Genomic DNA, 26,001 nt, shown 5'->3' with positions numbered 1-26,001 from the left:
TGTGGCAAACTCGTTGGGCGAAAGCAGTTGGAACTGCCGGTTTAGAGGGCCTGCCGGAGCCAATGCTCCACGCCGCTGATGTGGACCGTCAGCAGTGCCCTGGCCAGTTCGGCGTCGCCGCGCTCCAGGGCGTCGACGATGGCGGCGTGCTCGGACAGTGTCCTGTCCACTGCCCTTTCCTGCGTGAGGCCGCGCCAGATGCGGGCCCGGACGGTGCGGCTGGACAGCGAGTCAAGGACGCTGGCCAGGTAGGCGTTGTCTGCGGCGGCCGTGATGAGTTGGTGGAAAACGAGGTCGTGTTCCACGAGCTGCTCCACGCTCGTGGACTCGTCGATGTTGTCCATGGTGGCGCGCAGGGCGGCGGTTTGTTCCGGTGTAATGCGCCCGGCAGCCATGGCGGCGGCGGCGGGTTCCAAGATGCGGCGGACTTCAAAGATGTCCAGGATGGTTTCGTCCTGGTGGAGGTCGACAATGAATGACATCGCCTCGGTGAGAAGCTTGGGCTCAAGGCTTGTCACGTAGGTTCCGTCACCGCGCCGCACATCCAGGACCCGGATGATTTCCAGGGCCTTGACGGCCTCGCGCAGCGAGCTGCGGGAGAGGCCCAGCTTCTCGCTGAGTTCCTTCTCCGGCGGCAGCCGGTCCCCGGCAGAAAGCTCGCCGGAAATGAGCATGTCCTTGATTTTCGTGATTGCTTCGTCGGTTACAGCCATAAGGCAATTCTAATGGTCTGATGTTTGTCCGGCCGCCTGCCCCGCCTGCCTGCCGGTCTTGACCGATCTTGCCCGCTAACCCCTAACCCTCGCTAAACCGGGCTCCGCGTAACCCGGATTGGCAGGCGCACGCAAAAATGCACCCTTCGATGAAACATCAAAGGGTGCATTTTCTCTGCGGAGACGGGGAGATTTGAACTCCCGGTGGAGTTGTGCCCCACACTTCATTAGCAGTGAAGCCCATTCGGCCGCTCTGGCACGTCTCCAGCACTGGCTAAGGTAGAAGCCCCTAACCAGCATCCCAAACTTTACCCAGTAGAGGCCCCACAAAGCAAAACGAGGGCACCGATGCGGCATTGGGCCCCGTCCCCGGTGCAGCGAAGGCTGGCTTCCCCGTCCGGAGTGAATGTCCCATGAGCTCCCGCCTACAGTTGCCCGTTCAGCGCCCGCCACAGGAATTCGTGCGACGCCGTGTGCAGCCGCGCCGCCTGCACGTTGTTTCCGGCCCCGGCGTGCCCGCCCTCGAGCGCCTCGTGAAACCACACCGGAATCCCCATCGATTCCATGCGTGCTGCCATCTTCCGCGCCTGCACGGGCCCCACCCGGTCATCGGAGGTGGCCGTCCAGATGAACGTGGCCGGATATTCAACATCGCTGCGCAGCAGGTGGTACGGCGAAAACGTCTTGATGAATTCCCACTGCTCCGGAACATCAGGATCGCCATATTCGGCAATCCAGGAGGCCCCGGCGGACAGCTTCGTGTAGCGGCGCATGTCAAGCAGCGGCACCCCGCACGACACCGCCCCAAACAGCTCCGGATAGTGCGTGAGCATATTGCCCACCAGCAGGCCGCCGTTGCTGCCGCCCGCACAGCCCAGGCGCGACGGCGATGCCACCTTCCGCGCGGACAGGTCGCGGGCCACCGCGGCAAAGTCGTCGTACGCCCGGTGCCGGTTTTCCTGCAGCGCGGCCGTGTGCCAGCTTGGCCCGTATTCGCCGCCGCCGCGGATGTTCGCCACCACAAACACGCCGCCGCGCTCCAACCAGCTGCGTCCCACGGCCCCGCTGTACGCCGGCGTGCGCGACACCTCGAATCCGCCGTACCCGCTCAGCAGGGTGGGGTTGCCGCCGTCGAGCACCAGGCCCTTGGGCCCGACCTGGAAGTACGGCACGCGCGTGCCGTCGGCGGAGACGGCAAAGTGCTGCTCCACGCTGTAGTTTCCCGCATTGAAGAACGACGGCGCCTCCCGCACCAGCGCCGCGGCCTCGCCGGCTGTGGGTGCGGCCGAGGCACCGCCAGTGCCGCCGGGCCCGGCCAGTGTGCCGCGGTACAGCGTGGAGGGGGTGAGGAATCCGGTGGCCACGAGCCAGTAGTCGTTGCCCGCGTTGGGATTGCCGGGGTCGGTGTCCTCTCCGTCGACGGCGAAGGCGTCGACCGAGTGCAGGGGTGGGCACGCGTCAAGTTCCGACGCAGCCCAGTCCGCCGCGGGATCCAGCACCAGAATCTTGGAGGACACGTCGGCCAGGAGGTTCAGGAGCAGGAAGTCCCGGGTCCAGCTCCAGGACTGCAGTGACTGTGCCGCCGTGGGGGCAAAGATGGTGCGCACCTCCCGGCTGCCGGCCATGAACGCGTCCAGCCCAATGGCCAGCAGGCTGCCCGACGCGTGGACAGCTCCGGCAACTGTCCAGTCGGTTCGCGGGCGCAGCAGCAGCCATTCGTGGTGCAGGGACACGCTCATGTCGTCGGGCACGTCGATGTGCACCCACTCCCCGTCCACGCGCAGGAAGCTGCGGCTGTTGAAGAAGTCGAGCGCGTCGTAGGCCACGTCGCGTTCAAAGCCAGGGGTGCTGCTGTGGGACACCCCGCCGGCGAGGTGGTCCAGCGGGACGGAGAACAGCGGCTCCTTCGCGGCGAGGTCCGCCAGCGACTCGCCGCGGCGCAGGATGCGTGTGGCCGCGGGGTAGGAGGATGCCGTCATGGAACCGGCGCCGGTGTCCGTTCCCACGTACAGCGTGTCCGCATCCACCCAGCTGAGCCGGGTCTTCGCCGTCGGAAGTTCAAAGCCGCCGGCCACGAAACTGAGCGTGGCAAGGTCAAACTCGCGGTAGCTGACGGCGTCGCCGCCGTCGGGGGAGAGCGCGAGCATGGCGTGCCGGTAGTCCTCGCCCGGGGCGGGGCGCAGGACCGACGCACCGGCCCAATACCAGTCCTCGCCCGACGATGCGCACAGGGCGTCAACGTCAAGGAGGACGTCCCAGCTGGGGGAGGGGCTGAGGTAGCTGTCCCATGTGGTGCGCCGCCAGAGCCCGCGCGGGTTCGCCTCGTCGCGCCAAAAATTGTAATACCAGCTGCCGCGCTTGGACACCATGGGAATCCTGTCGGCCGAGTCCAGCACCTGCAGCACCGACTCCTCAAGGTCCGAGTAGGCGGGGTTCACCAGCGCGGCATCGGTGCGGGCGTTGCGCTCGCGGACCCACGCCATGGCGTCGTCGCCGTGGATGTCCTCCAGCCACAGGAATTCGTCCGCGGGTTGTTCGGCGATGGTCACGGGTGCGGGGGCTTGGGTCATGGCACCATCCTAGGCAACCGGTCTGGGCGCCGCGTGCCAATCACCCGCTCCGGCCGTCGATGTCCCAATCTGCGCAGTGCTGGACGCTGGGGTGCCGCATAACACTGTCATGCGCAACGCCAGCTTCCAGCACTGCGCAGAACAGTGCAGGGGCGTACGCAGCTGCGCCCTGTTGCCATGCACCGCCTGCACCTGCCATGCGCCCCGCCGGCAGCCCCCACGCACGACGCCGGGACCCCGCCACAGCGCGGAGCGGAAGCCGTGCCATCAGTTAAGCTCAAGGGGTGGAATCTATGGACGTGCAGAGTGTTGTCATTGTGGGGGCGGGGCCCCGCGGGACTTCCGTCATGGAACGCCTGCTTGCCCACCACGCGAAGAACCACGCGAAGAGCCAGACCGAGAATGCCGCAGGCACCCCCACAACGAAAAAGTTGCACATCCAGCTCGTTGACCCGTTTCCGCCCGCTGCCGGACACGTGTGGCGCACGGAGCAGTCGCGCCTGTACCTGATGAACACGCCCAGCTTTTTTCCCACGCTGATCCCGGACCAGGGCGTCCAGGCCCCGCCGCTGGCCGGCTGCAGCTTCAACGAGTGGCGCGCAGCCCAACAAACGCTGCCCTGGAACCAACTCAGCGACGGCGACAAAACCGAGCTGGCCACGCTGGGTGCCACGAATTTCCCCAGCCGTGCCCTGTACGGACGCTACCTCAGCTGGTGCTTTGCGCAGCTCGTGCAGGCCATGCCCGACGGCGTCACCCTCACCGTCCATCCCGCTGAAGCCAAGCGGGTGGCGCGGGACCACGTGAAAGGCGGGTTCGCCGTCGTGCTCCTGGACGGGACCAGCCTGCGCGCCGATCAGGTGGTGCTGGCCCTGGGGCATGTGGAGTCGAAGCTCAGCCCGGCCCAGCGTGAACTGCGCGACGACGCCCGCACCCACGGGCTCACATATTTGCCGCCGGCGGTGCCCAACGATGTGGACTGGTCGCAGCTGCCTGCCGGTGAAACGGTACTGGTGCGGGGCATGGGCCTGAACTTTTTTGACGTCCTGGGCCAGCTGACGGAGGGCCGCGGGGGGACGTTTGAGCCCACGGGCCGCCCTGCCGGGGAAGCCCTGCGCTACGTGCCGTCGGGGCTGGAGCCCGTCATCGTCGGGGCGTCGCGCCGCGGCACGCCGTACCGGGCGAAGGCGGAGCTGGCCAGCTACTACCCGGCCGGCGTCACCTTGCGTTTCCTCGGCGAGGACGCCGTTGCCGCGATCCGGGCGCTGGGCGCGACGGCCGGGTTTGACCACGACATCTGGCCGCTGCTGCACCGCGACACGCTCTGGGCCTACTACACCACGCTGGCCCGGACCCGCCCCGAAACCGTCACGCCCGAGCTGTTGCCTGAGCTGGATGCGCTGCTGCATTCCGGGCTCGACGGCGGCGACTCCGGGTGGGTGCAGCGGCTGAAGGAGCTGTTGGGCACCCACGTCCAGGCCGAGTTCATCCTGGACCTGTTGGGACTGGCCCGGCCGTTGTCGAGGCATCCGCGCAGCGCCGGCACCACCCACCGCTTCACCTCGCACGCCCAGATGGATGCAGCAGTTTTGGAGTACCTCTCGGCCGATGCTGCCGGTTCGGCCCGCGGTGAGGACGATCCCGTGAAGATGGCCATTGGGGCGCTGAACGCCGGCCGCGCGATTATCAAGTCGCTCGTGGCCGACCGCGGCATCACGGAGACCTCGTGGCTGGGGGAGCTGCGCGGCTGGTTTGAAGGCTTCGTTGAGGGGCTGGCAAGCGGTCCGCCGGCGCTGCGCGCGGAGCAGTTGGCGGCGCTGGTGCGTGCCGGGGTCGTCCACTTCGCCGGCCCCGACCCGCTCTTTCGCATCCACGACGGGCTGTTCACCGTCAGTTCGCCGTGGGTGGCCAATGCCCCGTGGGTGGCACGGCACCTGGTTGAGGCGCTGGCCCCGGCAAACCGCGTGCAGCACAGCGGTTCGAGGCTGCTCCGGAACCTGTTGGCCGACGGGCTGGCCCGTCCCCGCATGATGCTGGCGTCCGACGGCGAACCCGTTGCGACCAGCGGAATGGACGTGTCGGCGCCGCCGTACCGGCCCCTGGACGGCACCGGCGTTCCCGTCGATGGCCTGTATGTTTTGGGCCTGCAGCTGTCCTCGGTGCAGTGGGGCACCGCCATCGCGTCCGAAGCTTCCGCCAAGTACCGCAGCGGCTACCGCACGATTCTTGACGCCGACGCGATCGCGGCCGACATCCTGGAGTAACGTCCCCAAACGACGGCGCACCCTACTTCCAAAAAATGGAAGGAGGGTGCGCCGTCGTGATTCAGGAAACGGTGGTGCAGCCGAACTTAAGCCAACCTAAATCAGAGGCAGGCCTTGGCCCCCTTGTTCGGCTTGCACTTCTCGTTGGGGTTGGTGATCTTCACCGGCAGCGCCACGGTTGTGCCGCTTGGCGCAACGCTGATGCTGATGGTGCCGCTGGTGCGGGCATCGGCCGGCAGCGTGAAGGCGACGTTGGCGCTTCCATCGGTCACGCCCACGGTGTCCACCACCTTGGACTTGCCCTTGCTGTCGGTGAACGTGACAGTGGCGGCCGTGTTCGCCGGGCTGCCCAGGGATGTCAGGTCCAGCTTGTTGAGCGTGAAGCTGACGTTGCCCTTGGCATCCACCGTGCCCGGCGTGCCAACAACTTCGACGCCGCGGCGGGCAAAGTCCGGCGCGATCGGTGTGGTGGCCGACTTTTCGCCGAGGTACTTGATCCAGGCGTCCCGGTCAATGAGGCCGGAATCCTTGGTGTCGGTGCCCTCGGTGAAGATGCGGAAGTTGTCGCCGCCCGTTGCCAGGAAGCTGAACGTGCCCACGCGGTAGGAGCGTGTCTCATCCAGCGGTGCACCGTTGATGACCACGGAGGTGATGTGGTCGCCCAGCGCGCGGGTGGAATCGTAGGTGTAGTCGACGTTGGATGACAGGCCCAGGTTCAGGAACGGGCGGCTGGGGATGGTGCCGTCCGCGTTGGTCTGCCACTGCTGCTCCAGCATGGTCTTCAGCTGCGCGCCCGTCAGCGACGTGGTCCACAGGTTGTTCACGAACGGCAGCACCGCGTTGGCGTTGGCGTAGGTGACGACGCCGTCCTCGAACCCTTCGTTCTGGTACATCAGTTCTCCGCGGAGCCCGCCGGGATTGACGACGCCGATCTCGGCCCCGCCCGTCTGCTTCGAGCTGAGCGAGTCCCGCAGCGCGTTGGCCACCAGGTTGCCCAGCGTGGATTCGCTGCCGCGGTCGTCACGGGTGTACGTGTCGGTGGCGGCATTGTAGGTCTGGGCCGTCGTGATGTCGGCGGAGATCTTGCCGACGGGAACGCTGCCGGCCACCTTGGCGTCGGCCAGTGCCTTGTCCGTGATCGCCTTGACAGCGGCGACCCGCGGGAACTCGCCCACAAGCTTGGAGTCATCCGTGGCGGTGCGGGGCACATTGCCCTGCGTGTAGGAGACAACTGCCTTGCTGGCGGGGTCAACCTGCAGCTGAATCTGGCCGATGAACTCGCCGTAGCTTCCGGTCTGGAGCACCGGGCGGGTTTTCAGGGCCGCGTCGGCGGAAACGCCCGGGATGGGTGCATCCCATGCGTACTGCTTGTGCGTGTGGCCGGTGAAGATGGCGTCCACGTCGGCACTGGTCCCGTTCACGATCTCAGCGAACGCACCGCCGGCGGCAACTTCCTGCTCCAGGGTGGCGCCGTCGAGGGTGCCTGCGCCAGCGCCCTCGTGGTATTCGGCCACGATGACGTCGGCCAGGCCCTCGTCGGTGACCTTCTTGGCCACGCGGTTGACGGCCTCAACAGGATCGCCGAATGCCAGCGTGTCGACGCCGGAGGGGGTCACCAGCGTGGGGGTTTCCTGCGTGACGACGCCGATGACGGCTACCTTCACGCCGTTGACGTCGATGACCTTGTACTCGTCAAGCACCGGGGTTGTGGTGCCCTTCGCATACACATTGGCACCGAGGTAATCCCAGCTGGCAGCGTCGGTGACGCGCCCGTCAAGGTCCGTGTACCCCTTGTCGAACTCATGATTTCCGACGGCGGATGCCTGGAGTTCCAGCGCGTTCAGCACGTCGATGGTGGGCTTGTCATCCTGTGAGGCGGAGGCAAACAAGCTTGCACCGATGTTGTCCCCGGCGGACAAGAAAGCCGTGTTGGCGTCGCCCGATGCGGCACGCAGCTGCTCCACCGTGCCGGCGAACTTGACCGTGTTGGCGTCGATGCGCCCATGGAAATCGTTGATGTTCAGGAGGTTGATTTCCTTCGTGCCCACCGGAGCCTCACCGAGGGCCAGGCCGACAACGACGGGGTCGTGGTCGGAGGCGGCAAATGCCGAACTGTCGTAGAAGTTGGTGACGTTGTAGTTGTAGCGGCTGTAGCCCATGGCAATGGACTCTGTGGAGTTGATGTTCCAGATGTCGACGCCGGTGACCAGCGCATCGAGGGCCGGGGAGGCAACGATGTGGTCCAGAGAACCAACCAAACCGCCAAAGGCGTAGGAGTGCTTGCCGGTCTTCGCGCCCTGGTCAACATAGCCGGCGTCGGCCATGACAGTCATGGGGTCTTCGTAGCTGTAGGCGTTGAAGTCACCCATGAGCAGCACCTTGTCGGTGCCCTGTGCGCTCTGAAGCCCGGTGGAGAACTTCACCAGGGCCTTGGCCTGTGCGGTGCGTGCCAGGTTGGAGTTCCCCTGGCCCTGATCGGTGTCACCAGGTGTGGCGGCCGACCCCTTGGACTTGAAGTGGTTGGCAATCAAGATCACCTTGGCGGAGTCCGCATTGCCGGCGAGCTGGAAGGCCTGGGCCAGCGGCTGGCGGGCAATGCCCGTGTAGGCCGGATCGTCAAGGATGACGGAATCCCCAACAGGCTTGGCCACGGCCTTCTTGTAGATGAAGGCAGTGCGGATGACGTCTTCCACGGATGCTGCCGGACGCAGTTCGGGTGAGCGGACGTAGTCCCAGACCCCGGGTGCGGCAACGTTGAGCGCATCGACCAGGGTTGACAGGGCCGCGTCGCGGTCCGTGCCGAACTTGATCGAGTTTTCAATTTCCTCCAGGGAGAGGACATCGGCGCCTGATTCATTGATACCGGCGACAATCTTGTCCTGCTGGCGCTTCAGGTTTTCGGCATTGGCGGCGCCGCGCTGGTCACAGCCGGAGCGGACGGCGATGGGATTGCCCTCCCGGTCGTTGTAGAACTGGCAGTTGGCGTTCTTGTCGCCGGTTTCGATGAAGTAATTCTGCACGTTGAAGGAGGCAACCTTGAGGTCTCCGCCCACATCGCTGGGGGCCGCGGCGCGGTTGTTGCCAAACGCGATCGGCTGCACAGTTGCTGCGTTGGTGGGCGTCAGCGCCTCCAACGGCTGGAACTTGTAGGCGTTGTTGCGGTTGTCGAAGATGACAGGGGCCATGAATTCTGACGTCGAACCAAGCCGCATGGGCGTTTCGGCGCTCAGCCAGGGAAGCGGTGAGTCCTGGACGTTGAAGAAGTTGGTGCTTGCGCCGTCGTCGACCTTGATGCCCTTGGCAGCGTTCTCGGCGACCTGGGCCGCGTGCTCAGCGGAGCCGACGGTCCCGACGGAGGTGGGCTGCAACAGCACGTTCCCGCCAACCGCAAGGCCAATCTCGCCGTACTGGTTCAGCGAGTAGTTGTCGGTGATGGTGAACTGGCCCTCGGGTGCCACGAGCATGCCCTCAAGGGTTTCGCGGGCCTCGGTGGTCGCCGGAACACTGACGACGGCGGTCTTGACCTCTGCCGCTGCCTCGTCCAGTTGCGTCATGCCACCGGCCGGGACGTCAATCTCGGTGGTGGTCGTGTCGGGCCCGCCAAATTCCTTGACGAGTCCTGTCACCTCGACGTAGTCGCCGATCGTGACGTTGGCGACCGTGGCGGGGGAGTACACAAAGACGCCGTCGGAGGCCTTGTGGGTGGCGGGGTCAACGTCGCCGCCGGTGTCGGGGGTCTGGATGAAGTAGCCGTTGAAGCCGCCGGTGGGGTAGGCCGCGGTGACCTTGCCCCTGGTGGTGGCGGTGGTGCCTTCGAGCGGGCTCTTGGCTCCCTCGCCCTGGATCTCGGCGATGGTCTTGGACCCTGACTCTTCCGGTGGCGGAAGCGGTTCGTCGGTGCCGTTGATGCCTGTGGGCGTAGGGGCAGCCGTCGTGAAGTCGGCCGTGTTGTTGTCCGTGTCAACGAAGCCTGCGCGGTTCAGCGACGTCGTGACCGAGGCGGCTGAGGATGCCGCTGTTTCGAAGGTGTTGGACGCGCCGTAGCCGAGCAGGTCAACAACACCGGGAGTGCCGACCACGGAACCGGTGGCCAGGCCTGCCGGCAACTTGGCAGCCTGGTCCGAAAGGATAATCGTTCCCGCGGAACCTGAGAAGCTGAAGCCGCTGGCGTCCGCATCGGTGGCGGGCAGTTCCCGGCCGTTGTCTGCGTTGGAGCTGCCCTTGACCAGGTAGAAGTCCTTGGCCTTGATGGTGCCGGCAAGGGGAGCCAGCCCTGTGGGCGCCGCCTGGCCACCGGATGAGCGGTACTGCACCGACCAGCCGTCGAGGCTGATGTCGGCATCCGTGGGGTTGTACAGCTCCACGAACTTGTTCTTGTAGGCGGCGTTGGCGCTGCCGCCGTTGAGGTAGGCCTCGTTGATGATCACAGTCGGTGATGCCAGGGTGCCTGCCTGGGTGACAGCTGCGGGGAGTGCCGCGGTTGCCGGCTCGTCGGTGGCCATGGCGGGCGAAATCGCCAACGGGGCCACGGCGAGACCAAACGCCAGTACGGCACCCAGCCCCGCCTTGATGAAGTTGTTGCTCGTCATGTCTCCAACTCTCGAAAGTGAGGCACGTCCTTGTGCCATGAGTGATGATGAACCACAGTTTTCGATTGGGGGAGCAACAAAAGCCGGCCCCCCGACCCGCCCTGCAGGAACGTGTTTGAGCCAAACACATTGAAGTGAATCATTCATGAACACCTGACACCGGTCAAGCAAACGGCTGTCTATTCTTCTAAAAAGGAAGAGATTGTGCGAATAGCAGTGCGAGGGGCAACATCACGCGCTTAACTGTGCGAACAAGTCCCTATTTGGCGCCCCTGAAAAGTGCGTTTATGTTGCCTTGTCCGGCTGTGGACGGCACTGGCGCATCCCGCCTTGCTTAAACACAAGGGAAGCAGCCTCGTGATGAGACTGCTTCCCTTTTCCGTGCGGAAGGTAAGAGATTCGAACTCTTGGTACGGGGTTACCGCACACTGGTTTTCAAGACCAGCTCCATCGGCCGCTCGGACAACCTTCCTTACCCTAGTAGTGTTTCATAGGCAGGGCCGAGCTACCAAAATGAGCGCCGGTGGGGCTAAGATTCACGGGTACTTAAGGGTGATGGAGAAGGTCATGAAGGCAATAGTTGCAACGGGCGCAGGCGGCCCAGAGGTTTTGTCAGTGACCGAGGCGCCGGCTCTTGTTCCGGGGCCCGGCGAGGTGCTCATTGACGTGGTTGCCGCGGGAATCAACCGTGCAGACGTGCAACAGCGACGCGGCTACTACCCGCCACCGGCGGGAGCATCGCAGATTTTGGGCCTGGAGGTGTCCGGCCGGATCGCCGGCTTCGGCCCCAATGTGACCCGGCCCTTCAGTGTCGGTGAAAAGGTCGTGGCATTGCTCACAGGCGGCGGCTACGCGTCCCAGGTGGCCGTTCCGGCGGGCCAGGTGCTGCAATTGCCGGAGGGCATCGACGTGATTTCAGCCGCAGCCCTGCCCGAGGTTGCCGCCACCGTGCACTCAAACCTGTTCATGACGGCGCAGCTTCAGCCGGGTGAAACGGTGCTCATCCACGGTGGTGCCGGCGGCATCGGTGCCATGGCCATCCAGCTTGCCAAGGCCGCAGGCGCCCGCGTCGTCGCCACGGCCGGCAGCGACGAAAAGGTCGCCATGCTCACCGGCTACCTCGGTGCCGACCTGGCCATCAACTACCGCACCGAGGATTTCGTGGAACTCACCAAGGAGTTCACCGGCGGGCTCGGTGCCAACGTGATTCTCGACGTCGTCGGTGCCAAGTACCTGGCCCGGAACGTGGAAACACTGGCCACCTACGGCCGGCTGGTTGTCATTGGCCTGCAGGGAGGTGCGACGGCGGAACTCAACCTGGGTGCGCTGCTCACCAAGCGCGCAGCCATCATTGGCACGACGCTGCGGGCCCGCTCCATTGACGAAAAGTCGACCATCATGGCGGGCGTGCGCGAACACGTCTGGCCGCTGGTTTCCAATGGCGCCGTCAAGCCGATGGTGGACAAGACCTTCCCGCTGGCCCAGGTCGCCGCCGCGCACGAATACTTTGATTCGGGCGAGCACGTGGGCAAGGTCCTGCTGACGATCTAAGGGGCGCAGCGGCACGGGGCCGTCCATCGCACCGGAGAAATCGGGTCGCAGAGTGGACGGGTCCTTTCCGGATCCTCAGCGGCAACAAGCACCCGGTGCCCGGAATTTTTGGCGGGAATGCCGCCGAAGACTTGCGTCGACCATACTCAGTAGGTAGGTTAACCATACGCGGTATGTATACCGTTGTCGCGATGGTTCGTTGGGGGCTTTCGCGCCGATCCGAAGGGGACTCCCATGTCCATCAAACATTCCCTGCTGGCGCTGTTGCAGGAAAGCCCGCGCTACGGCTATCAGCTGCGCGGCGAGTTCGAGGAGCGCACCGGCTCCACCTGGCCGTTGAACATCGGGCAGGTCTACACCACCCTTGACCGGCTGGAGCGCGACGAGCTGGTGGAAAAGGACGGGGACGACGGTGAGGGCCACGTCATCTACAGCATCACTGACGCAGGCCGCGCCGAAGTGCTGGGCTGGTTCGCCCAACCTGTCGCGGCAAGCAACCCGCCGCGCAATGAGCTCGCCATCAAGCTTGCGCTCGCCCTGACCATCGATGAGGTGGACGTGGCCGCCGTCGTGCAGGCCCAGCGAACGGCATCCATGAGATTGCTGCAGGACTACACGCGCCAGCGCCGGGCGGCCGCCACCAATGCGGGCACCCAGCTGAACCAGGATTCCGGCATGGGAAGTGCCAACGACGCTGCTTGGCTGCTGGTGCTGGACTCGCTGATCTTCACCACTGAGGCCGAGGTTCGCTGGCTCGACCACTGCGAGGGCTGGATGGCCCAGCGGGCGGCGGCCGCCACGCGTTTGAAGGGGGCAGCACCGGCCGCCGCCACCAAAACGTTCGCCTCGACGGATCCGGCGGTCGCAAAATGAGCAACGAAATCCTGCAGCTTGAGAGCGTCAGCAGGACCTACGGTGAAGGCGCCACGTCGGTGGCGGCGCTGCGCAGCGTCAACCTGACCATCCATGCGGGTGAATTTGTGGCAGTCATGGGACCGTCAGGCTCGGGCAAGTCGTCACTGCTCACACTCGCCGGCGGTCTCGACAAGGCCACCAGGGGAGAGGTCTTTGTTGAGGGGACGCCGCTGGGCGGCCTCAGCATCAACGAGCTGGCCAGGCTGCGCCGCCGTGCCGTGGGCTACGTCTTCCAGGACTTTAATCTGGTGCCCACGCTGACCGCCGCCGAAAACGTGGCCCTGCCGCGGGAGTTGGACGGCATTCCGGCCAGGAAGGCACGCCGCCAGGCCAAGGACGCGCTGCGTCTTGTTGGCATTGAACAGCTCGCAGACCGTTTCATGGACCAAATGTCCGGCGGGCAGCAGCAGCGTGTGGCGATTGCCCGCGCCATTGTGGGCCAGCGCCGGCTGATTCTGGCCGATGAGCCGACGGGTGCGTTGGACTCGGCGACGGGTGACGGCATTCTCGAGGTGCTGCGGAACCGCGCCGAGGCCGGGGCCGCCGTCGTCATGGTCACGCACGAGGCAAGGCATGCAGGCTGGGCCGACCGTGTGGTGTTCCTGAAGGATGGCCGCATTGTTGATGAAGCGGCCTCGCAGAATGATCCCTCCGTGCTGCTCTCCGGCATTGCGCGCTGAGGTGGCGCTCGACCTGAGCCCCGTCAAGGGTGGCGGGCAGCACCGGTTTCGCCTTGCCTTGAAGATGGCGTGGCGCGACATCCTCCGCCACAAGGGCCGCTCGGCGCTCATCATTGCGTTGATTGCGCTGCCCATTTTTGCCATGTCGGCCGCCGCCACGGTGGGCATGAGCGCCGTCGCAACACCTGCGGAAACTGTTGCCATGGAGTTGGGCCAAACCCAGGGGCGGCTTTCGGACATGCATGCGCAAAATGGCACTTCGATCCAAGCCATTCAAGGCGATGTGGCCTTCGGCCTGGGGGCGCCCGGGGGCGCGCCCGACCCTGACTTTGTTCCCACGGTTCCCGCCGATGCCGTTCCGGCCGGATTCACGGCAATTCCGTGGTGGGCCACCAGTGTTTACACCGTCGTGGGCAATGCACAGGTCGAAGTGGGCGTCACCGTGACGGACGTGCTGAGCCCGGCTTTCGAGGGCAAGTACACGCTGATCGACGGCAGTGCCCCCGCCGTGGCGACCGAGGCTCTGGGGACGCGCGGACTCCTGGACCGCTTTGGCCTGAATCTTGGCGATGAACTCACGACGGCGGCCGGCACCTTCGCGATTGTCGGCACCATTCGCCCGGAGGGACAGGGGGACCGTGAATCATTCCTGTTTCTGACTCCGGAGCAGTTCCCGGCGGAGCTGGCAGCGAAACTGGGACCGGCCACCGTTTACCTCGCTGGCGATGCGGCACTGACGTGGGCTGATGCGAAGGGATTCAATGCCCAGGGCATCACCGTGACCTCGCGCAGCTTGATCCTGCATCCACCCAGCAAGACCGAGTTGGGGGCTGATGCCCAGTCGATGCAAGTCGATGGACGGTACGCCTCCATAATGCCGTTGTTGCTCATGGCAGTGCTTGTCGGGGTTTTGGCACTCATGGAAGTCGGTTTGCTGGCTGGAGCTGCCTTTGCCGTGGGTGCCAGAAAGCAACAACGGGACTTGGCGCTCCTGGCAGCCTCGGGAGCTGAGAGGTCCATGGTCCGGGCCACTGTCACGGCCGGGGGCCTGTGGCTGGGGCTGGCCGGTGGTGTTGTCGGTGCGGTGCTGGGCAGCCTGGCGGCGGCCATTGGCGTTGTCGTGGTTCGTTCATTGGGCCTGAACCAGTTTCCGGGGCTCCACATCATGTGGCTGCCGTCGCTGGGCCTCATCCTCCTGGGTGTGGCAGCAGGCCTCGTCGCGGCCATGGTTCCTGCCCGTGCGGTGGCCAAACAAGCCACGTTGTCAGCGTTGAAGTCCGGCCGCACGGCTGATGCGCCCGCCAAGCGGATCCAGCTCGTGGGACTCGGGTTTGTGGTGCTTGCCGCTCTCGCCATGGTGGGCGCCGTCGTCGTCAGCTTCATGGTGCGCGACAGGACCGATTCCCATATGTGGGTTCCGCTGAGCTCCGGACTCATCATTGGCGGGGCCGTCGCGTTGGTGATTGGGCTGATTTGCCTGACCGGGCGCATTATCGACCTGCTCACGGCCAAAACGTCGTGGCTGCCGGTGCCCCTGCGCTTGGCGGCCCGAGATTCCGCGAGGAACCGGGGGAGGACGGTGCCGGCGGTCGCCGCAGTATTGGCGGCGGCCACGCTGTCCGGTGCCCTGATGGTGGGAACGGCCAGCATCATGCAGAACAGCAGCGACAACCATATGTGGCAGCACAACCTCAACCAGGCCGGCGTTCGCCTTGAATTTGTGGACCACAAGATCACGGACATGGGCGGCGGGGCGCAGCGTTCGGAAGCGCAGGGACTGGTCACGCTTGACCCTGCCGCGATGACCACGCTCCTGACAGATGCCCTGGGATCCGATGTGCAGACCCAGGTCCTGAACGGAACACCCAGCGACACCCAGTGTGATCTGGATCAGCGGGAGCAGGTCGGGGCAGACAGTGGGCACGAGGCGCCTCCTGCCACTGTGTGCCCCAAATATGCCCTGGCCGAACCAAGCGAAAACCGCTGTGAACTTAAGCCGGACTGGAAGCCCGCCGAGATTGGCGACTGGCGTTGCACAGGCTCCATGAGCAACATCAACTATGGAACGGACCTGCCCGCCATTGTTGCCGGCGGCGAGCCCGAGCTGACTGCCCTGCTGGGACGGGTGCCGAGTTCCGAAGCGTTGCAAACATTGCGCGACGGCGGCATGGTCCTCAGCAACAGGATTTACCTCCATCCGGACGGGTCGGCTGAGGTCATCACCTTCGACCCGTCCTCGTCGGAAAACTGGGGGCGCAACGATTCAACCAGTGAGGGTCAACGGTATCTGCGCTCCCAACTGACCCCGTTGACTTCGACGTCGCTGCCGGAGGTGGTGGACGCCCCGGAGAAGGGCTTGAACTTCTATGGCGTTGTCTCTCCGGCAACGGCAGCAGCCATGAATATGCCTGTCACTGAGCAACTGCTGTTGGTCACGGCGCCACGGAAAATCAGCCAAGCCGAGGCCGACCAGGTCCAGTCAGTGCTGTCCCCGATGCTGGGCCCCTTCAGCTCAGTCCGATTTGAAAGTGGGCCGGCCACCAACATCGGCATCATGCTCTGGCTCATCGTCATTGGCGGCGCATTGATCACCTTGAGCGCTGCAGGCATCACTGCCGGTCTGGCGCTCGCGGACGGGCGCAACGACCACGCCACCCTGGCCAGTGTTGGTGCCGACACCAAACTGCGCAAGGCCATTTCCGGATCCCAAACACTCATGACAGCCATGCTCGGCACAGTGCTGGGCATCGTGGCCGGAGCCATTCCGGTGATCGTGGTGCTGTCGCTGCAGCGCGGCTTCCCGATTGTCATTCCCTGGCTGCAAATGGGTGCGTTGATGATCCTGGTCCCGCTCTTTGGCGCGGCCGCCGCCTGGGTGCTGACGAAGGGCAAGCTGCCCATGACCAAGCGCCAAACCCTGGCCTGAGCCGCGCCGGTGCCTTGCCAGGTGCCTCGGGAGGCAACCGCACCTGACATGTCAGCCGAGCACATCTCAGCACGTACGACGCCCGGAGGCCACCTTCCCCGAAAAGGTGGCCTCCCGCCGTCGTGCTTTCCTGGCCTCCCGCACCGCTCATCGCAAAGACGCTACCGTTGGCAGATATTTCGCCATGATCCGGGCCACACCGCGCAGGAAATCCAGAAGCTGTGACTACCCTCAAAAGGCCGTAATGAAGACTTAGCGTAGGGAAGAACATGACAATGCCGTCAAGCGGGGCCGCCGATCAAGGCGATGTCCTGGTCCAAGACCCGGATCTGCCACCGGTCGCCGTCGACCTGGAAGCCGACGCAGAAACACACAAGTGGACGCCTCTGAAGATTGCGATCTGGGCGGCCATTGCACTGCTGGGCGGTGTGGCCTGGGTTGTGCTGGCCGTGGTCCGCGGGGAAACCGTCAACGCCATCTGGTTTGTCTTCGCCGCAGTCTGCACCTACCTGATCGGCTACCGCTTCTACTCGAAGGTCATCGAGAAGTTCCTGCTCAAGCCCAACGACAAGCGCGCCACCCCGGCCGAATACAAGGCCGACGGCAAGGACTTTGTCCCCACCGACCGCAACGTCCTCTTCGGACACCACTTTGCCGCCATCGCCGGCGCCGGACCCCTGGTGGGCCCGATCCTGGCAGCCCAAATGGGTTACCTGCCTGGCACCATCTGGATCATCGTCGGCGTCGTGCTTGCCGGTGCCGTGCAGGACTACCTGGTCCTGCACTTCTCCATGCGCCGCGGCGGCCGCTCGCTGGGCCAGATGGCCCGCGAGGAACTGGGCGTCATCGGCGGCACCGCCGCGCTGATCGCGACGCTGCTGATCATGATCATCATCGTCGCCATCCTGGCGCTCGTCGTTGTCAACGCGCTGGGCGAATCGCCGTGGGGCGTGTTCTCCGTGTCGATGACCATCCCGATTGCGCTGTTCATGGGCGTCTACCTGCGCTACCTGCGCCCCGGCAAGGTCATGGAAGTTTCCCTGATCGGCGTCGTGCTTCTGCTGGCAGCGATTGTTGGCGGCGGCATGGTCGCGGCCACCGAATGGGGCTCCACCTTCTTCCACCTGGACCGGACCACCCTGGCCTGGGCCATCATCATCTACGGTTTCGTCGCCGCCATCCTGCCCGTCTGGCTGCTGCTGGCCCCGCGCGACTACCTCTCCACGTTCATGAAGATCGGCACCATCGTGATGCTGGCCGGCTCGATAGTGCTGGTCCGTCCCACAATCAACGTCCCCGCGTTCAGCGAATTCGCCGGCCGCTCCGACGGCCCCGTCTTCTCCGGTGCCCTTTTCCCGTTCCTGTTCGTCACGATCGCCTGCGGCGCGCTCTCCGGCTTCCATGCCCTGATCGCCTCCGGCACCACGCCGAAGCTGATCGAAAAGGAACGCCAGGCCCGCTTTATCGGCTACGGCGGCATGCTCATGGAGTCCTTCGTGGCCATCATGGCCCTCGTTGCGGCACTGTCCATCGACCGCGGCATCTACTTCGCCATGAACTCCTCCGGGGCAGCCACTGGCGGCACCATCGAGGGCGCCGCCGCATTCGTGAACTCGCTGGGCCTGACAGGCGTGCACGTTGACCCCGCCACACTGGCCCAAACCGCGGCCGACGTCGGCGAAGAGTCCATCGTCTCGCGCACCGGCGGCGCACCGACCCTTGCCGTGGGCCTGGCCCACATCATGCAGCAGGTGGCCGGCGGGCAGGCCATGATGAGCTTCTGGTACCACTTTGCGATCATGTTCGAGGCCTTGTTCATCCTCACCGCCGTCGACGCAGGAACCCGTGTGGCCCGCTTCATGCTGCAGGATTCCATCGGCAACTTTGTGCCGAAGTTCAAGGACACCTCCTGGCGCCTGGGTTCGTGGATCACGACTGCCATCATGGTGGCAGGCTGGGGCGCGATCCTGATCATGGGCGTCACCGACCCCCTGGGCGGCATCAACACCTTGTTCCCGCTGTTCGGCATCGCCAATCAGCTCCTGGCGGCCATCGCCCTGGCTGTCTGCCTGGTCATCGTTTCCAAGAACACGCATGTCAAGTACCTGTGGATGGTGGCTCTGCCGCTGGTCTTCGTCACTGTCGTCACCGTGGTCGCTTCCTTCCAGAAGATCTTCTCCACCGTTCCGGCAGTGGGCTACTGGGCGCAGCACAACGCGTTCAAGCAGGCACTGGCCGACGGCGAGACCAGCCACGGCACCGCCAAGACGGTTGAGGCCATGGAGGCCGTTGTCCGCAACACCTTCGTGCAGGGCAGCTTGTCCATCATCTTTGTGGTCCTGTCCCTGATTGTGATTGCGACGGCGGTCATCGTCACCCTCCGTTCCATCAAGGCAGGCGGCGGCACCAGCATGGAGGACCCGGCCGTGGCATCGCGGATCTTCGCGCCGGCATCCATCGTGCCGACGGCAGCTGAAAAGGTCCTGATGAAGGAATGGGCCGATTCCGGCAAGCAATCAGCGCGGTCCGGGCACTAGCCATGGATCTGCTGCGCGGTGCGGCCACTGGTCTCGGGGCCGTGAACAGGTACCTCAAGGGCGTCCTCGGCGAGGACTCCTACGACAAGTACCTTGACCACCACCGGGCCACCGGCTGCGCAACGGCGCCCATGACGGTCAAGGAGTTCTGGCGCGACAAAACCGACCGCCAGGACGCCAACCCGGAGGGCCGCTGCTGCTGACCCGGCTTTCATGACATGGCAAGCTGGCGAGCGCAGGGGAACTTTCCCCTACGCCCGCCGGGTTTCCACGTCGCCGGTGCTTGAATTCATGGACGACGGCGGCACGGGCCTCTCAACCGGCCGGCGCCCGGGCGGTGCATGGGATCCCGGGAAACTGTTGACGGGTCGTGAGAGACTGGCACCATGAGTGAAAAGGCGCAGATCCCGGCCACTGACGAAGCGGCTGAAGGCACAATTTTGGACAACGGGGCAGGCGGTGCGGCGGACCCGGCTGTGGGGGATTCCACGGGCGGAAAGAAAGCCAAGAAGCCGGCCAATGTGGCCGAGATGGTCGACCAGCCGGCCAAGGTGATGCGCATCGGCACCATGGTCAAGCAGCTGCTCGACGAGGTGAAAAGCGCACCGCTGGATGACGCCGCCCGGGCCCGGCTGGCCGAGATCCACCAGGCCTCGATTGCTGAGCTCGAAGACGGGCTGGCCCCCGAGCTCGTGGCGGAACTGCACCGCCTAAGCCTGCCCTTCACGGACACCAGTGCGCCGTCGGATGCCGAACTGCGCATCGCACAGGCCCAACTGGTGGGCTGGCTGGAGGGTTTGTTCCACGGCATCCAGACCGCCATGGCCGCCCAAGCCATGGCCAGCCAGCAAACAGCGGCCCGCCTGGCCATGCACCAGCTGCCGCCCGGGACGATGATTGCCCCCGGCGTGGTGGTCGGCGAAAACGGCGAGCCCCAGCGTGCCTCGGCAAACCAGGGTGGAAACCAGCACCAGGGCATGCCCGGCCAAAGCGAAATGGGCGGGCCGGATTCCGGCGGTCCCGGACAGTACCTCTGATGCCCATGTTCAAGGGTCTTTTTGGTGCCGCACGGCAGGCAAAGCACGACGACGTTGAACTCGGCAAGGGTGTTTGGCGCCGCACCCACGACCGATTCCGCCGCGGTCTCGACCGTTTCCACCAGATGCTCGAGGGCCTGGCCGAGGCGCAGCCGTCGCAAACACAAACGCTGGCACAAACAGCCCAAAACTACGAGGCCATGGTGCAGGTGGCCGACAGTCTCGCCGACCTCCTGCCTGAGGTGCGCAGCCTTGCCGCGCAGGCCCAAGCCGCAGGGCCCAGTGATGGGATGGAAATCCCCACGGGGACAGGCGGCTACCTCAATGACGTGCACCGTGAACTATCCCGCGCGGGCAATGCCCTCGCGGCGACGGCGGAGGCCCTGGCCCTGCTGAGGCTCGGCGTGGGGGCCGTGTCCGGCGTCGAACTCAAGGCCGACATCGTGCGCCAGCACGTCACCCGTGCCGGGGCGCTGCTGGCCGAAAGATAAACGAGCTGATCGGCAGCCGTTTCGTTGTCGCTAGGCCCGGGTGTGCTCCGTGGCCCGGCCAACTTCGTGGAGCAGGTCCTGATTGCCGACAAAGCGCTGACACTCGTCAGCGACCAAATCCCCGAGACGGGCACACTCGGATCCGAGTGAGCCGGCAACATGGGGTGTGAGAAACACGTTCGGCAGCGCATACAGCGGCGAATCCGGCATCGGAGGCTCCGGCCATGTCACATCCAACATGGCCGTCAAATCGGGGCGGTTGGTCAAAACTTCGACCAGGTCCGGCTCATTGATCAAGGCCCCGCGGGCAGTGTTGATCAGGACGGCATCCGGTTGCATTAATTCGAGCAGCGCCTTGTTCACCATGCCCCGGGTCGCCGGCAAAAGAGGACTGTGGATGCTGACCACGTGAGAGCTCCCGAACAATTCTGGGAGCGTCACCAGCTCCACACCAGCGGCTGCCGCCCGCTCGGCAGAAATATACGGATCGTGCACAACAACCTCGAGGCTGAATGCCTGCAGGAGCCTGGCCACATGAAGCCCGATCTCCCCCAACGACAGCAGTCCAACTCTACTGCCGTACGCCCCTGCCAGCGGTGGGCGGGCGGCAAGTGATCCATTCCGTGCCGTCTCACGTGCCAGGCCTGGCACGCGCTTTAGACAAAGCAGGATTTGAGCCAGAGTGAATTCTGCTACGGGAATGGCATTCGCTGCAGCCGCGGAAACTATGGGAATTTCCATGGACCAGAACGCGTCCGTGACGATCCCCTTGATCGATCCGGCAGCAAGAAACACTGCTTTCAGCTTGGGAGCTGAAGCCAGGAATTCTGCGTCCAGCGTCGGCGCTCCCCAACTTGTCAGGAGTACATCGACGTCGTTCATCAGCTCGGGCGAGCTGGCCAACTGACTTCGATTCAGCGGTGGGTGGCACAGATCAACTGATTGCGCCAGCCGGTCCAAGACCTTGCGAGGGTACACATCCGCAAGGCGGTCCTCGTTCATTACCAGCAGTGCACGGAGCCGCGGAGCCATGGTGATCCTTCCGGTTTCGGTATTTAACATCGGATGTTTGACGTGATTCGGGTCATGCGATATCTTTGTGGCTACAGCTCGGCAACCGCTTTCCAAGCCTAGCATTTCCGAGCTGCAAAAGCCTGAATATTTCACCTCGGGCGTGGAAATGTCCGTGGCGCTGAACGCGATGTTGCGGTCAGGGTCCCGACTGTGATTACTGGACTACGGCGTCAGCTTGACGCCGGCCCCCGAAAAGGATCCAAGCAATGGTCAACACGATACAAAGGAGTATTAATGAATGACTGCGCTGAAGCCGCAAGCACCAGCCAACTGCCGCGAAACAAGCGCGCAAACCGCCTGTCATTCACGAGTCCGGCGGGAGAATGGCTTCACGCGCTCCCCATTGGCAACGGCCGCCTTGGTGCCATGGTCCATGGTGCAGTTCATCGTGAACGCATTGCACTGAACCTGGACACACTATGGTCCGGCGGCCCGCGGGGCCACGGTGTCATCGACGGTCCGGACATCCTCCGCGCCATGCAGAAACTGATCCTTGATGGCAACAGTGACCCTGCCGATGTGGACGCACTGGCCCGGCAAATGCAAGGCCCGCCCACCGAATCATTCCAGCCCCTGGGTGACTTGATTATCGAGGAGATCGAAGCTCCGGACACCGGTGAAACATCCAATGTCTATGTCAGGGGCCTTGATCTCGCCACCGCAGTTGCCACCACCCACTTCTCCCACCCGCGTGGCGGATTCTCCAGGGAGGCATTCTGCTCCCACCCGGACAAGGTGCTGGCGGTGCGGCAGGTGGCGACGACCAAGGGAGGGTTGAATCTGCGCATCTCACTGCAGAGCGTCCATGAAACTGAAGCGTGCCCGGGCTCTGCCGGACTTCAACGCGAACAAACCATTGGCTTGTCGGGCCGGGCACCGGATTCCATCCCCGGGATGGGAGCCGGTGCCCGCGACGGAGTCTCGTACAGCCGCCGGCAGGGCATGCTGTTCGATGTTGCCGCAAGGGTGACTGCAGATGAAGGTCAAATCTCGCTCCTTGCCGACGGATCGGTGGAAGTCCGTGGCGCGACTGCGGTGTCAATCCTGCTCAGCGCCGCCGACTCCTACACCGGCTGGGCAACGGCACCGCATGAACGCCCGGACCATCTTCGCGCCTACAACGAGGCGAACTTGACGGCCGCGGGCGAATTCGGTCATGACGAATTGTTGAATCGCCATCGGGACGACCACGCACGGTTGTTCAATCGAGTTCAGCTGGCCCTCGGCGGTGCTGAATCGGGGGAAGCACCGCCCACAGACGAACGGCTAGCGGACGTGCGGGCCGGAACAACAGACGCCAGCCTGGTTGAGCTGCTGTTTAATTTTGGCAGATACCTTTTGATCGCGTCCTCCAGGCCCGGGTCCAAGCCGGCCAACCTGCAAGGGATTTGGAACGCGGACGTCCGGCCGCCCTGGCGCTCGAACTGGACCGCGAACATCAACGTGCAAATGAACTACTGGGCTGCGGAAACAACTGGGCTGGCGGAGTGCCATGAACCGCTACTGGAGTTTATCGCCGAACTCGCGGCATCCGGCGGCAAAACGGCGGCCGAACTCTACTGCGCCGGCGGATGGACCGCTCACCACAATCTCGACATTTGGGGAACGACCTGGCCAGTGGGAGGGGGCGAGGGGCAGCCGCGGTGGTCCATGTGGCCGCTGTCGGCAGCATGGCTGTGCCGCCACCTTGTTGAACACAACGATTTTTCCCCGGACCCGGCATTTCTGCAGCATGCATGGCCAATAATCCGCGGAGCCGCCGAATTCCTGCTCGATTTCCTGGTGCCGGATCCACGATCAACGGCAGCAGCAGGCGCCCTGGTGACAGTTCCCTCAACATCACCGGAAGCCTCATTCATCGGGCCAGGGGGAAAGGTGACGGCGCTGGGCGTCATGACCACTATGGACAACTGGCTGATCAGGGAGCTCTTCGGATCCTGCCTGCGCCTGGCAACCACCGAAGGCCCGTTCGCAGAGGTGGGGGCGGACGAATTTACAGAACGTCTCGAGGCGGCCCTCGACAAGGTGCCGCAGATCGGCGTGCTGCATGGTGGCGGCATCAATGAATGGGAGAAACCCTGCCGGGACGAGGACCCGGGCCACCGCCATCTGTCCCACCTGTACGGACTGTACCCCTCCAATCTGATCGATCTTCAACAGACTCCCCGCATGGCTGCAGAGGCCCGGGCGGCACTGGAACGACGGCTCGACGCGGGTGGCGGCGGAACAGGATGGAGCCAAGCCTGGGTGGCGTGCCTGTGGGCCAGGCTCGGGGACGGCTCGGCCGCCTTGCGAAGCATCAACTCGCTCCTGTCAGATTCCGTGGCCGACAACCTGTTGGACCTCCACCCGCCACGGATCTTCCAGATCGACGGAAACTTTGGGGTTGCCGCAGCCGTGGCGGAAATGTTGTTGCAGAGCCACAGCGGAGAAGTGAAAATACTCCCGGCACTGCCCCCGGAATGGCCGCGCGGAAGCGTCCGCGGCCTGCGGGCCAGAAACGGCCTGGTTGCAGCCATCCATTGGGAAAACGGCGTGGTTTCCCGCCTTGAACTCGACGGCAGCCCACTTCAGCTGGTCCAGCTGCGGCTGCCAGCCTCCTCAGCCCGGTCCTTAAACCTGGAAGTTGTCCACACCATTCAAATTCCGGAATCCGGCAAATTCATATTAAAACCAGGCAACCCTGCTGCGGCGGCACTGAACCACGCGGCACTGACACATTGACCGAATATCCCCACGAAAGGAACTGTCCATGAGCCTGACCAAAATTCGGCCATCACCGCCGCCCCTGGAAATGAAGAAGGACCCGCCCACCAGGCCCAAGCTTGCATTGTGGGCACGGATCAAGCGCGATAAACTGCTGCTTCTCTTTGCGCTCCCGGGCATAGTTCTGCTCCTGACATTTCAATATATTCCGTTGCTCGGAAATGTGATTGCCTTCCAGGACTACCAGCCGTTTTTGGGCATCATGCACTCCCGATGGTCGGGCTTTGACAACTTTTCCGTCATATTCAACGGCGATCCGGCATTTCTCAACGCCCTTAAAAACACTCTGATCATCACTGCCCTGCAGGCAGTTTTTGTTTTTCCTGCGCCAATCCTGATCGCACTCCTGTTGAACAGCCTGCTGTCCAACAGGATCAGGCAGACCGTTCAATCGATCCTGTACCTTCCGCACTTTCTTTCCTGGGTCATAGTCGTGGCCGTCTTCCAACAGATTCTGGGCGGCTCCGGCATGATCAACAATTACTTGCGGGCAAACGGACATGACACGCTCTCCATCATTGGAAACTCGGAACTGTTCACCACCGTGATCACGAGCCAGGTGATTTGGAAGGACACGGGGTGGGCCACAATTCTTTTCCTGGCCGCACTGGCCCAAATTGACCGCTCCCTCTATGAAGCATCGGCAGTTGATGGAGCCAGCCGCTGGCGGCAGACCTGGCACATCACCCTGCCCGGATTGCGATCGATCATCATCTTGTTGTTCATCTTGAAACTTGGGGACTCCCTCACCGTTGGCTTCGAACAATTGGTCCTCCAGCAGCAGGCGGTAGGGCTTGGAGTTTCAGAAGTCCTGGACACCTATGTCTTCAACAACGGCATAATCGGCGGGGCTTGGGGAGTCGCGGCCGCCGTCGGGCTCGTCAAGGGCGTGGTCGGTGTGGTCCTGGTCCTTCTGGCCAACAAACTAGCCCATTTCTTCGGAGAAGAAGGAGTCTACAAATCATGAGCCGGAAAATAATTGACGGAATGCCAGCTCCGGCCCTGGGCACCAGGCTGCTCAAGGGGCTCATCCTTCTCCTGATCTGCACAGTGGTCATTGTCCCGTTCATTGGCATCATCTCGACATCGGTGGCCTCTCCGGACCAGGTGACCAAAGCCGGCGGATTCGTCCTGTTCCCTGACTCGGTGCAGTGGTCCGCCTATGCCTCAGTGCTCTCCGGCGGAGTTGTCACTCGCTCCTTGTTCGTCAGTGCCGGAATAACAGTTGTTGGAACACTGCTCAGCCTCACCGTTACCAGCATGCTGGGTTGGGCGCTGAGCCGGCGCAGCATGGTTGGCAACAAATTCATGATCATGCTGGTGCTCTTCAGCCTGCTCTTCACACCCGGGATGATTCCCACGTACCTGATGGTCAAACAGCTGGGCATGCTCGACTCATACTGGGCCTTGATTGTCCCCACCATGGTCAGCGGGTTTAACGTCATCGTCATGCGGTCATTCTTCTCGGGAATTCCCGCCGAACTCATCGATGCCGCCCGGATAGACGGTGCCGGCGAATGGCAAATTTTCCGGCGGATAGCACTGCCATTGTCCAGAGCAGTCATGGCTGTCATTGGTTTGTTCTACGCCGTTGGCTATTGGAACTCCTTCTTCAACGCCATGTTGTACCTCAGCGATTCTGCCAAATGGCCACTGCAACTTGTCTTGCGGACCTACGTGGTCAATGGCACCCAGCTCGGAGAAGCCGATCTGGGCGCGGTGGAGGCAGTGCTTCCACCGGAGCCATCGATTCAAATGGCCATCCTGGTCATTGCCATCGTGCCAATTCTGCTGGTGTACCCGTTCCTGCAAAAACACTTCGCCAAAGGGGTGCTTACCGGCGCCGTCAAGGGCTAGGCAGTACCCAATTCCCATTAACTGACTTCGA

The 26,001-nt window shown here is 63.9% G+C and carries 17 protein-coding genes and 2 tRNA genes; 13 read left to right on the top strand and 6 right to left on the bottom strand.

Annotated elements, in window-relative coordinates; genetic code table 11:
* Positions 1-41: 41 nt before the first annotated feature.
* The 3 genes from AC1L6K_RS20640 to AC1L6K_RS20630 all read right to left on the bottom strand — a co-directional run bounded on the left by AC1L6K_RS20640 (position 42) and on the right by AC1L6K_RS20630 (position 3,283).
* Positions 42-713: a FadR/GntR family transcriptional regulator gene (locus tag AC1L6K_RS20640; protein WP_480950678.1), complete on the bottom strand. Its 672-nt coding sequence runs from the start codon at positions 711-713 to the stop codon at positions 42-44.
* A gap of 178 nt (positions 714-891) precedes the next feature.
* Positions 892-979, bottom strand: a tRNA-Ser gene (locus AC1L6K_RS20635).
* A gap of 159 nt (positions 980-1,138) precedes the next feature.
* The gene (locus AC1L6K_RS20630) at positions 1,139-3,283 is read right to left on the bottom strand and encodes a prolyl oligopeptidase family serine peptidase (protein WP_480950677.1); all 2,145 of its coding nucleotides are present in this window, start codon (positions 3,281-3,283) and stop codon (positions 1,139-1,141) included.
* Between the two features lie 293 nt (positions 3,284-3,576).
* On the opposite strand from AC1L6K_RS20630, the gene AC1L6K_RS20625 reads away from it, so the two are divergent.
* Positions 3,577-5,547, top strand: coding sequence for an FAD/NAD(P)-binding protein (locus AC1L6K_RS20625; RefSeq protein ID WP_480950676.1), 1,971 nt, complete (start codon positions 3,577-3,579; stop codon positions 5,545-5,547).
* A gap of 101 nt (positions 5,548-5,648) precedes the next feature.
* On the opposite strand, the gene AC1L6K_RS20620 is transcribed toward AC1L6K_RS20625, so the two are convergent.
* Together AC1L6K_RS20620 and AC1L6K_RS20615 are read right to left on the bottom strand one after the other, a co-directional pair.
* Complete coding sequence (locus AC1L6K_RS20620) at positions 5,649-10,136, bottom strand: ExeM/NucH family extracellular endonuclease (RefSeq protein WP_480950675.1); 4,488 nt, start codon at positions 10,134-10,136, stop codon at positions 5,649-5,651.
* 384 nt (positions 10,137-10,520) lie between these two features.
* A tRNA-Ser gene (locus tag AC1L6K_RS20615) sits at positions 10,521-10,608 on the bottom strand.
* A gap of 95 nt (positions 10,609-10,703) precedes the next feature.
* On the opposite strand from AC1L6K_RS20615, the gene AC1L6K_RS20610 reads away from it, so the two are divergent.
* From AC1L6K_RS20610 to AC1L6K_RS20570, 9 genes are all read left to right on the top strand, one after another.
* On the top strand, positions 10,704-11,687 hold the full coding sequence (locus AC1L6K_RS20610; RefSeq protein WP_480950674.1) for an NAD(P)H-quinone oxidoreductase: 984 nt from the start codon (positions 10,704-10,706) through the stop codon (positions 11,685-11,687).
* A gap of 234 nt (positions 11,688-11,921) precedes the next feature.
* Positions 11,922-12,560 (top strand): PadR family transcriptional regulator, encoded by a 639-nt coding sequence (locus AC1L6K_RS20605; RefSeq protein WP_480950673.1) that lies wholly within the window; start codon positions 11,922-11,924, stop codon positions 12,558-12,560.
* Entirely contained in the window at positions 12,557-13,282 is a 726-nt protein-coding gene (locus AC1L6K_RS20600; protein ID WP_480950672.1) for an ABC transporter ATP-binding protein, read from the top strand. Before AC1L6K_RS20605 ends, AC1L6K_RS20600 begins: the two co-directional genes overlap by 4 nt.
* Positions 13,272-16,208, top strand: coding sequence for a hypothetical protein (locus tag AC1L6K_RS20595; protein ID WP_480950671.1), 2,937 nt, complete (start codon positions 13,272-13,274; stop codon positions 16,206-16,208). Before AC1L6K_RS20600 ends, AC1L6K_RS20595 begins: the two co-directional genes overlap by 11 nt.
* A 269-nt stretch (positions 16,209-16,477) precedes the next feature.
* Positions 16,478-18,745 (top strand): carbon starvation CstA family protein, encoded by a 2,268-nt coding sequence (locus AC1L6K_RS20590; RefSeq protein WP_480950670.1) that lies wholly within the window; start codon positions 16,478-16,480, stop codon positions 18,743-18,745.
* Positions 18,746-18,747: 2 nt separating this feature from the next.
* Positions 18,748-18,948, top strand: coding sequence for a YbdD/YjiX family protein (locus AC1L6K_RS20585; RefSeq protein WP_480950669.1), 201 nt, complete (start codon positions 18,748-18,750; stop codon positions 18,946-18,948).
* A gap of 10 nt (positions 18,949-18,958) precedes the next feature.
* Positions 18,959-19,135, top strand: coding sequence for a hypothetical protein (locus AC1L6K_RS20580; protein WP_480950668.1), 177 nt, complete (start codon positions 18,959-18,961; stop codon positions 19,133-19,135).
* On the top strand, positions 19,132-19,782 hold the full coding sequence (locus AC1L6K_RS20575) for a bacterial proteasome activator family protein (protein ID WP_480950667.1): 651 nt from the start codon (positions 19,132-19,134) through the stop codon (positions 19,780-19,782). Before AC1L6K_RS20580 ends, AC1L6K_RS20575 begins: the two co-directional genes overlap by 4 nt.
* Positions 19,782-20,273, top strand: a complete 492-nt coding sequence (locus AC1L6K_RS20570) for a hypothetical protein (RefSeq protein WP_480950666.1) — start codon at positions 19,782-19,784, stop codon at positions 20,271-20,273. Before AC1L6K_RS20575 ends, AC1L6K_RS20570 begins: the two co-directional genes overlap by 1 nt.
* A gap of 30 nt (positions 20,274-20,303) precedes the next feature.
* Here AC1L6K_RS20570 and AC1L6K_RS20565 read toward each other — a convergent pair whose 3' ends face one another.
* The gene (locus tag AC1L6K_RS20565; protein WP_480950665.1) at positions 20,304-21,305 is read right to left on the bottom strand and encodes a hydroxyacid dehydrogenase; all 1,002 of its coding nucleotides are present in this window, start codon (positions 21,303-21,305) and stop codon (positions 20,304-20,306) included.
* A gap of 276 nt (positions 21,306-21,581) precedes the next feature.
* Between AC1L6K_RS20565 and AC1L6K_RS20560 the strand changes: the two genes are divergently transcribed.
* Genes AC1L6K_RS20560 through AC1L6K_RS20550 form a run of 3 tightly spaced genes read left to right on the top strand, consistent with a single transcriptional unit; the run spans position 21,582 to position 25,970 of the window.
* The gene (locus AC1L6K_RS20560; protein ID WP_480950664.1) at positions 21,582-24,071 is read left to right on the top strand and encodes a glycoside hydrolase family 95 protein; all 2,490 of its coding nucleotides are present in this window, start codon (positions 21,582-21,584) and stop codon (positions 24,069-24,071) included.
* A 28-nt stretch (positions 24,072-24,099) separates the two neighbouring features.
* Positions 24,100-25,080, top strand: coding sequence for an ABC transporter permease (locus AC1L6K_RS20555; RefSeq protein WP_480950663.1), 981 nt, complete (start codon positions 24,100-24,102; stop codon positions 25,078-25,080).
* Complete coding sequence (locus AC1L6K_RS20550) at positions 25,077-25,970, top strand: carbohydrate ABC transporter permease (protein ID WP_480950662.1); 894 nt, start codon at positions 25,077-25,079, stop codon at positions 25,968-25,970. The genes AC1L6K_RS20555 and AC1L6K_RS20550 overlap by 4 nt, the downstream gene beginning before the upstream one ends.
* The last annotated feature ends 31 nt before the right edge of the window (positions 25,971-26,001 follow it).

It is taken from the genome of Specibacter sp. BI4, from assembly GCF_056680095.1.
The sequence above is the reverse complement of the archived record's forward strand: the minus strand, read 5'-3'. Positions and strand labels throughout refer to the sequence as shown.